General features: G+C 61.4%; 10 protein-coding genes. 5 read left to right on the plus strand and 5 right to left on the minus strand.

All coding sequences use genetic code 11. The annotated features are described in order from the left end of the window. Nucleotides 1-347: 347 nt before the first annotated feature. On the plus strand, nt 348-758 hold the full coding sequence (gene msrB / locus C9413_RS21115; RefSeq protein WP_170250861.1) for a peptide-methionine (R)-S-oxide reductase MsrB: 411 nt from the start codon (nt 348-350) through the stop codon (nt 756-758). Between the two features lie 166 nt (nt 759-924). Here msrB and C9413_RS21120 read toward each other — a convergent pair whose 3' ends face one another. From C9413_RS21120 to C9413_RS21130, 3 genes are all read right to left on the minus strand, one after another. Further along, nucleotides 925-1431, minus strand: coding sequence for a GNAT family N-acetyltransferase (locus tag C9413_RS21120; protein WP_039844320.1), 507 nt, complete (start codon nt 1429-1431; stop codon nt 925-927). An 86-nt stretch (nt 1432-1517) separates the two neighbouring features. Next, the gene (locus tag C9413_RS21125; protein WP_039844319.1) at nt 1518-2186 is read right to left on the minus strand and encodes a hemolysin III family protein; all 669 of its coding nucleotides are present in this window, start codon (nt 2184-2186) and stop codon (nt 1518-1520) included. 107 nt (nt 2187-2293) lie between these two features. Further along, nucleotides 2294-2704, minus strand: a complete 411-nt coding sequence (locus C9413_RS21130) for a universal stress protein (protein ID WP_039844318.1) — start codon at nt 2702-2704, stop codon at nt 2294-2296. 275 nt (nt 2705-2979) lie between these two features. On the opposite strand from C9413_RS21130, the gene C9413_RS21135 reads away from it, so the two are divergent. Then, the gene (locus tag C9413_RS21135; protein ID WP_039846674.1) at nt 2980-3840 is read left to right on the plus strand and encodes a VOC family protein; all 861 of its coding nucleotides are present in this window, start codon (nt 2980-2982) and stop codon (nt 3838-3840) included. A 32-nt stretch (nt 3841-3872) separates the two neighbouring features. Here the strand turns inward: C9413_RS21135 and C9413_RS21140 are convergent, their stop codons facing one another. After that, on the minus strand, nt 3873-4934 hold the full coding sequence (locus C9413_RS21140) for a class I SAM-dependent methyltransferase (RefSeq protein WP_039846673.1): 1062 nt from the start codon (nt 4932-4934) through the stop codon (nt 3873-3875). 177 nt (nt 4935-5111) lie between these two features. Here C9413_RS21140 and C9413_RS21145 point away from each other — a divergent pair, with 177 nt between their 5' ends. Further along, entirely contained in the window at nt 5112-6278 is a 1167-nt protein-coding gene (locus C9413_RS21145) for an AI-2E family transporter (protein ID WP_039844317.1), read from the plus strand. Nucleotides 6279-6420: 142 nt separating this feature from the next. On the opposite strand, the gene C9413_RS21150 is transcribed toward C9413_RS21145, so the two are convergent. Beyond that, complete coding sequence (locus tag C9413_RS21150) at nt 6421-6810, minus strand: DUF930 domain-containing protein (RefSeq protein ID WP_039844316.1); 390 nt, start codon at nt 6808-6810, stop codon at nt 6421-6423. 246 nt (nt 6811-7056) lie between these two features. Here C9413_RS21150 and C9413_RS21155 point away from each other — a divergent pair, with 246 nt between their 5' ends. Together C9413_RS21155 and C9413_RS21160 are read left to right on the plus strand one after the other, a co-directional pair. After that, nucleotides 7057-9165 (plus strand): S9 family peptidase, encoded by a 2109-nt coding sequence (locus C9413_RS21155; protein WP_039844315.1) that lies wholly within the window; start codon nt 7057-7059, stop codon nt 9163-9165. 205 nt (nt 9166-9370) lie between these two features. After that, the coding region (locus C9413_RS21160) for a DUF1697 domain-containing protein (RefSeq protein ID WP_170250863.1) at nt 9371-9627 on the plus strand (257 nt) is incomplete at its 3' end.

Consider the following 9627-nt stretch of genomic DNA (forward strand, 5'->3'; position numbering starts at 1 on the left):
GTAGAACAACGATGAACACGTCCATATCCCCCGCCTGGCATCAGCCGCCATGGCTAAGAGTACGTTAACGGCGCGGTCGGGATCAAACCATCAATTCGGATTAGCTATAGGCCGGGCATTTCGCCGATTGCCCTTACCCTGCCCTCTCCTCGAGGGGCCGTCCGCTACGCCGCAGCCTTTGCGCGAAATCGCGGATGCACACTGGATGAGCCTTGGGCGGATATTTCGAAGGCCCGCGATAGAACCTGATTGCCGGGCTAATCCGTCCTGCCTTGATCCGGCTTGTCTTGCGCCCCACATTCTGGCCAAGACGGCACCGCCCCTCCGGCGCGAAAGGAGCATGCCTTATGTCCGACACCACGACCGCCAAAGCCCGCAAGACGGATGCAGAATGGAAAGAGCAGCTGACGCCGGAGCAATACCGCATCACGCGCCAGCACGGCACGGAACGCGCCTTTACCGGCCCCTACTGGGACAGCTTCGAGACCGGCCTCTACCGCTGCGTCGGCTGTAACGCTCCGCTCTTCCGCTCCGATACCAAATTCGATGCCGGCTGCGGCTGGCCGAGCTATTTCGAACCGGTCTCGCCGGATGGCGTGACAGAGCATCGCGACAGCTCCTACGGCATGGTCCGTACGGAGATCCGCTGCAGCAGATGCGATGCACATCTCGGCCACGTCTTCCCCGATGGCCCGCCGCCGACGGGCCTGCGCTACTGCATCAACGGACATTCGATGGTGTTCGAGCCGGGGAAATAGGCAATATACGGGGGCTCATCACCACCGCCAGCTATTTTCCGGAAAGGGAAACGATCGACCACCTGTGCCCGTCAGGGCATGAGGTTAGCGCAAGACAGCGATACCTCGTTTGCCGCTCCCTTGCCTGCGATTGAAGTGCCAGATGCCCGCTTGAACGGCGAGGCGGTCACTTCGAAACCCTGAGTTCCATGCAGGTGAGATCGAGCCAGCGGCCGAACTTGGTGCCGACCTCGGAGAAGGTGCCGGCGATGCGGAAGCCGAGCTTTTCGTGCAGGCGGATCGAGGCGACGTTTTCCGACTCGATGCCGGCGATCATGACGTGAACGCCGTTCTCTTTGGCCTTCTCGATAAGCGCCTGCATCAAAAGCTTTCCGATGCCGCCGCCGCGGCAGTCCTTGTCGACATAGACGGAGTGCTCGGCCGTATGGCGATAGCCGTCGAAGGCCCGCCAGTCGCCGTAGGTGGCGTAACCCGCGACCTGCCCCGCCTTTTCCGCGACCAGAACCGGAAAGCCCCTCGCCTTGCGCGCCCGGAACCATTCTGCGCGGTTTTCGAGATCAACAAGGGTTTCGTTCCAGATCGCCGTCGTGTGTTCGACGGCGTGGTTGTAGATGTCGCGGATCGCCGCAAGATCGGCTTCGGTGGCGTCGCGCACGAGGACGGCGTCGGTCATGTCATGTCCATTCCGGTTCGTTCGCCCAAGCGCATACGCCTGGCCTTCGGCGATGTAAACCGCGAATTGGCGCGAAGAAAGAACGATCAGAGCCTGGCAGCGCCCATGCTGAAGCAGGTGAGTACCGCCGAATAATGTACCGCTGCGGCAGCAACCACGAAGCCATGCCAGATGGCGTTCTGGAAGCGCAGCTTTTCCCAGACGTGGAAAATCACACCTGCCGAATAGATGATGCCGCCGATGACGATCAAAAGCATCGAAGCGAAGGGAATGCGCGAGGCGACCGGCCCGGCAACGAGAATGCCGCTCCAGCCCATGGCGAGATAGAGCAGGATCGTCAGCTTGTCGTAGCGCCCCGGAAAGGCGCATTTCAGGTAGATGCCGGCGGCCGCCATCGCCCAGATGGCAATCAGCATGGCGAAGAGCAGCGGGTCGTCGGCACCGCGTTCGAGGAAGGGCGTATAGGTCGCGGCGATCAGGATGAAGATCGCCGAATGATCGAGCCTGCGCAGGTACCATTTGGTGGGCGAGACCGGCCAGGCATTGTAGGAAAAGGAAATGCCGAGTGTCAGCACAAGGCCGATGCCGTAAATCCAGGCGGCCGCGATCTCGCCGTAGGAGCTCCAGACCATCGCATAGAAGATCAGCACGGTCGCACCCACGAGCGCAAGCGCAAGGCCAACGCCGTGCACGATGCCGTCGGCGATCAGCTCATATCTGTCGTAAGCCCAGCGAATGCCGTTGAACTCGCCCATGAATACGCACCCATTCCTCGACCCTTACCGATGCTCTCACTGAACGGCCGGCGGCGCAACAGCCGGCAGCACCGCGCGCGGTAAAACTTCATGAAACGCTTTAATCCTTACCGATCCACCAGCACCGAGCATTTGGCGTGGCGTACCACCCGGTCAGCGGTCGCACCGATGAAATAGTTCGAGAAATCCGGAACATGCGAGGCGATGATAATGAGGTCGGCGTGGTGCGCCTCGGCGGCGGCGAGTATGCCGTGCGCCGGCGGGCCACGGCCGATCTCCACCTTCGCCGGAATTCCGGTCTTCAGCCGCAGTTGCTCCAGCTGCGCGCGTCCATCATCGATCGCATTGTCGATCAGTTCAGCCGGTAGGTCGACGGCGATATAGGTCGGCACGTCCTGCACGACATTGAGCAGGATGATCTCACCGCCCGCATCAAGCAGCGTCGCAGCCTTGCGGAATGCCCTTTCCCCCCTCTCGACCGTACCCATCTCGATAGGGACGATGATCTTCTTGTACATGGTTTCCTCCACAGCGGGCTTACCTACAATAGAAGATAACGCGCGATGGACAGGTTCAAGTGGGCACAAGCGATCGTCAACATTCGCTCAACGCTTTATCCTCAAAAACTGATCTTCTGTGAACAATCGGAATCCGCCATATAGACTACAAGTACAGCGGCTCGAGAGGACGTGAAGGCGTGATGGACCGGCGAACATTCCTCGAGCTTGCTACGGGCAGCGCTTTCGCTGCCGCCGCCGGCGCGCCTTTCCCTTCCAAGGCAGGAGATAAACAAATGACGAGCGAAACCTCTTATGCGCTGACGCGGCCTGCCTATGTCGGCCAGTCGCATCTGGCCGTTACCGACCTTTCGCTGGTCTCGAGCTTTTATCAGTCGATGCTCGGCCTCAAGGTGATCGAGAAGGCGCCGAGCGGCGAGGTGCTCGGTGTGAACGGGCTGCCGCTCTTGATGCTGACGACGGACAGCAAGGCGACGATCGCGCCGCGCAATGCGGCCGGCCTCTTTCACACCGCCTTCCTGATGCCGAACCGCACGGAACTTGCCCGCTGGCTGCGCCATGCGGCCCATAACGATGTCGTGCTCGACGGCGCCTCCGATCATCTCGTCAGCGAAGCCATCTATCTCTCCGATCCAGAAGGCAATGGCATCGAGATTTACGCCGACCGGCCGCACGAGGCCTGGCATTTCCACCAGGACGGCCAGGTCGAAATGGCAACGATGCGCCTCGATCTGCAGGCGCTCTACGACAGTGCGCCCGAGGATACCTGGGGCGGCATGGCCGACGGCACGGCGATCGGGCATATCCATCTGCAGGTCGGCGACATTCCGCAAGCCGATGCCTTCTATCGCGACGTCCTCGGCCTGAAGCTGATGGCGCGCTATCCCGGCGCGAGCTTCTTTGCAACTGGGGGCTACCACCATCACATCGCCGCCAACATCTGGAACAGCCGCGGCGCCGGCACTCGCGCCGACGGTATGACCGGCCTTTCCGACTACACCCTACGCTTCAACGACAAGGCGGCGCTCGACAATGCGGTGGCGGCACTCGACCGGCTGGAGATCGACAGCGCAAAGCGCGACGGCGGCGTGTTCTTCAAGGATCCGTGGGGCATCGGGCTGACGCTTTCGGCTTGAGGCAATGGTCGGTCCCCCAATCCTTCGAGCCGCTACGCCCGCGCCTCGAACACCATGTTGAACGGCGTTTCCCTCGCCCGGCGGAAATGCGAGAAGCCGGCGTCGAGCGCCACTTTCCTGAGCCTCATCTCGCCCGCCTGGGCGCCAAGGCCGAGGCCAACCTCCTGCGACAGCGACGCCGGGGTGCAGATCATTGTCGAAGCGCCGTAATAGACGCGTCCGACCGGATTGAGGTTGTCCTTCAGATTGTCGTGGGCAAATGGCTCGACGATCAGCCAGGTGCCGCCGGGCGCCAGCGTTTCCTTGACATGACGGCCGGCACCGACCGGATCTCCCATGTCGTGCAGGCAATCGAACATTGCGACCATGTCATATCCCTGCGGGGGAAATTCGGCCGCAGTGGCCTGCTCGAAGGTGACGCGGTCGCCGACACCTGCCTCCTCGGCCGCGGCCCTGGCTTTCTCGATCGAGGGGGCATGATAATCGAAGCCGAAGAATCGCGAGGCAGGATAGGCCTGCGCCATCAGGATTGTCGACGCACCATGGCCGCAGCCGACATCGGCGACCCTGGCACCAACCTTGAGCTTTGCCTCAACGCCATTCAGCGCCGGTATCCAGCTTGAAACCAGATGCGTGTTGTAGCCGGGCCGGAAGAAGCGTTCGGTGCCGCGGAAGAGGCAGACACTATGTTCGTGCCAGCCGACGCCCCGTCCGCTGCGGAAGGCTTCGGCGATCTTCGGCTCGTCCATCCACATGGACTGCGTCACCTGGAACGCGCCGGCGAAGAAGGCGGGGCTGTCTTCTTGTGCAAACACCATCGCCTGCTCGGGCGTGAGATGGAAGCGGTCCGTCCCGTCGTCATAGGTTATGTAATCGGCCGCGGCCATCGCCGAGAGCCATTCGCGCAGATAGCGCTCCTTCAGCCCGGTCTCCTTTGCAAGCCGCGCCACATCCCGCGGCACGCCGTCCGCCAGAGCCTTGAACAGACCGAGATCATCGCCGAGCACGACGAGCGCGCCGGAGACCGCAGCTCCGACATCGCCGACCAGCCGTTCGACCAATTTGTCGAGTTTCTGCCTATCGGGTTCGCGCAATGTCACCCTCCATTTCCACCGAGGAAAGTCCAGCCCGCAAAACTATTCCGAGTAGGCCGCGCGATTGTCAATTTGCCCAAACTGAGTATCCCTCGGCACGCCAGCCTGCCGGGAACCAAACACGCATTCCGTGCGTTTCCGTTTCGAGCCAATGAGGCTTTCGGGGACATTCCATAGATGGGCTTTGCCAACGGCATCCGGAAACAAGCAAAGAAAATCGCAATCGGCGAGCGGCGGACGAGCGCATGGGAAGACGCACTGACCACCGCGACGGAGGAGATGCCGCAGGTGCCGGCGCACCGCGTCCACAAGGATGCGCTCGACGTCAGCATGGCCTGGGCGATGATCGGGATTTTCGCGATCCTTGGCCTTGCCGTTCTCTACCAGATGTCGCTGATCCTGATCCCCATCACGCTCGCCGTAGTGGTAGGCATGATCCTCGGCATGGCGGCGGAAAAATTGAGCAAGCTCGGCGTACCGCGCGTCACCGTTGCCATCATCCTTTCAAGCGCCGTTGCGCTGGTCATCTTCTTCGTCGTCAGCTCGCTTTCCGGGCCTTTGACGACGCTGACCAACGAAGCTCCGGCGTTCATCGAAAGGACGATCAACCGGATCATGCCCTATCTGGAGCAGATACGTTGGTTGCGCATTACCCCCGCAAGCCTCCAGAGCGGGCCGATCTCGATTAATGCGCTGCTCGAAAACACCGGCAACGTGCTGCATGTGGTGACGACAAACCTGACGCCGGCGCTCGTGCAGGCGCTGATATTCTTCGCCGCCCTGCTGCTTTTTCTCTCCGGGCGCGTCAACCTGCGCAAGACGATCATCCTGACCTTCCGCACCCGCCAGCAGCGGCTCACGGCCATCCGCGTCATCAGCTCCGTCGAGCGGGTGCTGGGCTTTTATTTCGCAACCGCCTCGGTCATCTATGCGGCGCTCGGCGTCGTCATGGCGATGATTGCCTGGGCGGGCGGGCTCTCAGCGCCGGCGCTCTGGGGCTTCTTCGCCTTCCTTTCGAGCTTCATTCCCTATCTCGGCATCACCATGATGACGTTTTCCATCGCGGTCGCGGGCATCCTCACCCATAACGGCATCATCATCGGCCTCCTGCCGGCGGCCGCCTTCTTCATCGTGCACCTTGTCATGGAAAATCTGGTGTTCCCCGCCGTCATGGGCCGTCGGCTGGAAATCAATCCCTTCCTCGTCTTCGTCGCCATCATCTTCTGGACATGGATGTGGGGTGCCGTTGGCGCCATGCTCGCTCTGCCGCTCTCGCTGATCGTCATGACGATTGTCGATGAACTCTTCATCGAGGAGAAATTGCTGCCGCAATTGCCGAAGTGATGGGGTGAGACTGGCCGCTCAACGCCTCATCCTCCCAATATCCTTTCAGCATCGAGAGCCTTCCCTTGCTTTCTCATTCCTGTCGCTGGCACAGGAATGAGAAAGCAAGGCGTAAAGACCGCGCAAAAGGCCGCGCCACATCTCAATCATACAAATAATATGTGCTCCACTTTTCCCGCGGCACTTTCTCGCCGATCTCGTATTGCAGTTCGCGCACGTTGATGTGCTGCGGACCGGTGATGCAGGTGTAGGAGAGGTGGTACCAGTCGCCCTGGCTGCGGAAGACGGCTCCGGGGGCTTCGAGCTTGTCGTCGCTGGGGATCGGGTCCTTGAAGGTGTAGGCGATCACCTTGTCCGGTTTGAAGCCGGTCTTGTCCTTGTTGATGCGGCTCATCGCTTCGGTGTCGCAGCTCTGTTCGAGGCGGGTGGCGGGATCGAGTTTTTCCAGCTGCTTCTTGATGGCGGGATCGACGGCGAAGGCGCAGGAGGCAAAGCTGACGAGACACACGGACAGGACCAGACATTTCGGCATTGCGGGCAAATTCCTCTTTATGCTTATGGCAGAATCCGCCCGGTCTATGGCCTCAGCCTAAGCCAAAACGAAGCGTAAATTCCGCGCGACGGTAGCGGACTTTGTTAAACAATGTGGTCACATCAAGGCAACGAGAGGAAGACTCCGATTTGCCGCAGGGGTTCTCGCGCCTGCCTTGGCGCTTGATCCAGCCCGCCTCCACCTCTATCTCTTCTCCACCCCGCAATTCCGATCCGGAGCCTTTCCTTGTCTGTTTTCAAGAACCTGCCGACCCCGCCTTCTGCCGCCAAGAAGCCCGTTTCCGATGCACGCCACGGCATTACCCGGTCGGACGATTATGCCTGGCTGCGCGCCGATAACTGGCAGGCGATGTTCAAGGATCCGTCGATCCTCGACCCCGAAATCCGCAGGCACCTGGAGGCGGAAAACGCCTATATGAACGTGGCAATGGAAGATACCAAGCCGCTGCAGAAGACGCTTTTTGCCGAGATGCGCGGCCGCATCAAGGAGGACGACAGCTCGGTGCCGATGAAGAACGGCGCTCACGCCTACGGCACCTTCTTCGTGACCGGCGGCGAGCAGCCGCGCTATTTCCGGATCCCGCGCGACGGCGACGTCAAGGACGAGACGATCCGAACCGTTCTGCTCAACGGCGACAAAGAGGCGGTCGGCAAATCCTATTTTCGGCTCGCCGGCCTCGACCACTCGACCGATCACAGCCGCGCCATCTGGGGCTATGACGACAGGGGATCGGAATTCTTCACGCTGAGGGTGCGCGACCTTGCGACCGGACAAGACATGCCCGACGTGATCGAGAACACCGGCGGCGGCGGGGTCTGGGCGCCGGACGGCAAGAGCTTCTTCTATTCGGCGCTCGACGAGAACCACCGCCCCTCCAAGGTGTTCCACCACTTCATCGGCACGCCGCAGAGTGAGGACCGGCTCGTCTACGAGGAAAAGGATGCCGGCTTCTTCATGAGCGTCGGCGGCTCGCTGCTCGATGATTTCATCTTCATCGACATTCACGACCATGAGACCAGCGAATACCGGCTGCTCTCGACCAAGGATATGACGGCCGAGCCGAAGCTCGTCGCCAAGCGCCAGGAAGGCATCGAATATACGCTGACGGAAGGCGGCGACGTCTTCTACATCCTCACCAATGACGGCGGCGCCAAGGATTTCAAGATCATGGAAGCGCCGGTTGACAATCCCGCCAAGGAGAGCTGGCGCGAGGTCGTACCACACAAGGCCGGAACGCTGATCATCAACCACATGGCCTATGCCCGCCACCTGCTGTGGCTGGAGCGCAAGGACGGCCTGCCGCAGATTATCATCCGCGATCGCAAGACCGGCGAGGAACATGCGATCGCCTTTGCCGAGGAAGCCTATTCGCTCGGATTGCAGGGCGCTGCGGAGTACGACACCGACGTCATCCGCTTCTCCTATTCGTCGATGACGACGCCCTCGCAGCTCTACGACTACAACATGACGACGCGAGAGCGGACGCTGTTGAAGACACAGGAGGTTCCCTCGGGCCACAATCCGGACGACTACGTCACGCGGCGCGTCTTCGCGCCGGCATGGGACGGTGAGCAGGTGCCGGCCACCCTGCTCTACCGCAAGGATACGCCGCTCGACGGCTCGGCGCCCTGCCTGCTCTATGGCTATGGCGCCTACGGCATCAGCATTCCGGCCGGTTTCAACACCAACTGCCTGTCGCTCGCCGACCGCGGCTTCGTCTACGCCATCGCCCATGTCCGCGGCGGCAAGGACAAGGGCTTTGCCTGGTACGAGAACGGCAAGATGACCTTCAAGACCAATACGTTCAAGGACTTCATCGCCGCCGCTGACTATCTGAATCAACAGAAGTTCACGTCTTACGCGAAGATCGTCGCCGAGGGCGGGTCGGCAGGCGGCATGCTGATGGGCGCCGTCGCCAACATGGCGCCGGAGAAGTTCGCAGGCGTCATCGCTGCCGTTCCTTTCGTCGATGTGCTGAACACCATGCTCGACGACAGCCTGCCGCTGACGCCGCCGGAATGGCCGGAATGGGGCAACCCGATCGAGAGCCGCGAGGATTATGAGCAGATCGCGTCCTATTCGCCCTACGACAACGTGAGCGAGAAGGCCTATCCGCCGATCCTGGCGCTCGGCGGCCTGACCGACCCGCGCGTCACCTATTGGGAGCCGGCAAAGTGGGTCGCCAAGCTCCGCGACAAGACCACAAGCGCAGCGCCGATCCTGCTCAAGACCAACATGGACGCCGGCCACGGCGGCGCCGCCGGGCGCTTCCAGCGGCTGGAGGAGATCGCGTTTGAGTACGCGTTTGCAATCAAGGTGGTTGGGAAGGTGTGAGCGGGAGACGGCACGGGAATTGGCTTTCCTCGTTCCGGTCCTTGTGACAGGAACCCAGCCGCGGCGCGTTCGCGCAGTGAACTATTCTCATGGAGTTCCTGCGCCCAAGGACCTGGGTGCGCTGGACGCCTGTGACGAGCACAGGAATGAGGGTCGCTGGGGTGGCGCCTGTCCCGGATACCAGGTTCGTGAAAGGAGCAAACCCATGCCGGTCTATGTCGCACTGCTTCGAGCTGTGAATGTCGGCGGAACGGGCGCCCTGCCGATGGCGGAGCTCAAGGTGATCTGCGAGCGGCTGAGCTTTCATAACGTCGAGACCTACATCCAGAGCGGTAATGTGCTTTTCCGCTCGGACGAGACAGGGTCGACGCTCGAGAGGCGGCTGGACGAGGCCCTGGCCCGGACGTTCGGCCAGGAGCCGGGCGTGATGGTCCGCAGACGCAAGGAGGTGCAGAAGATCCG

The sequence above is a fragment of the Rhizobium sp. SEMIA 4085 genome (assembly GCF_013004495.1).
GTDB classification, from domain to species: Bacteria; Pseudomonadota; Alphaproteobacteria; order Rhizobiales; family Rhizobiaceae; genus Rhizobium; species Rhizobium gallicum.

Excerpts from the sequence above, each read along its gene's own strand:
- C9413_RS21125 (WP_039844319.1), bottom strand. The coding sequence starts at position 2,186 with ATGGGCGAGTTCAACGGCATTCGCTGGGCTTACGACAGATATGAGCTG.
- C9413_RS21145 (WP_039844317.1), top strand. The coding sequence starts at position 5,112 with ATGGGCTTTGCCAACGGCATCCGGAAACAAGCAAAGAAAATCGCAATC.
- msrB (WP_170250861.1), top strand. The coding sequence starts at position 348 with ATGTCCGACACCACGACCGCCAAAGCCCGCAAGACGGATGCAGAATGG.
- C9413_RS21150 (WP_039844316.1), bottom strand. The coding sequence starts at position 6,810 with ATGCCGAAATGTCTGGTCCTGTCCGTGTGTCTCGTCAGCTTTGCCTCC.
- C9413_RS21130 (WP_039844318.1), bottom strand. The coding sequence starts at position 2,704 with ATGTACAAGAAGATCATCGTCCCTATCGAGATGGGTACGGTCGAGAGG.
- C9413_RS21135 (WP_039846674.1), top strand. The coding sequence starts at position 2,980 with ATGACGAGCGAAACCTCTTATGCGCTGACGCGGCCTGCCTATGTCGGC.
- C9413_RS21120 (WP_039844320.1), bottom strand. The coding sequence starts at position 1,431 with ATGACCGACGCCGTCCTCGTGCGCGACGCCACCGAAGCCGATCTTGCG.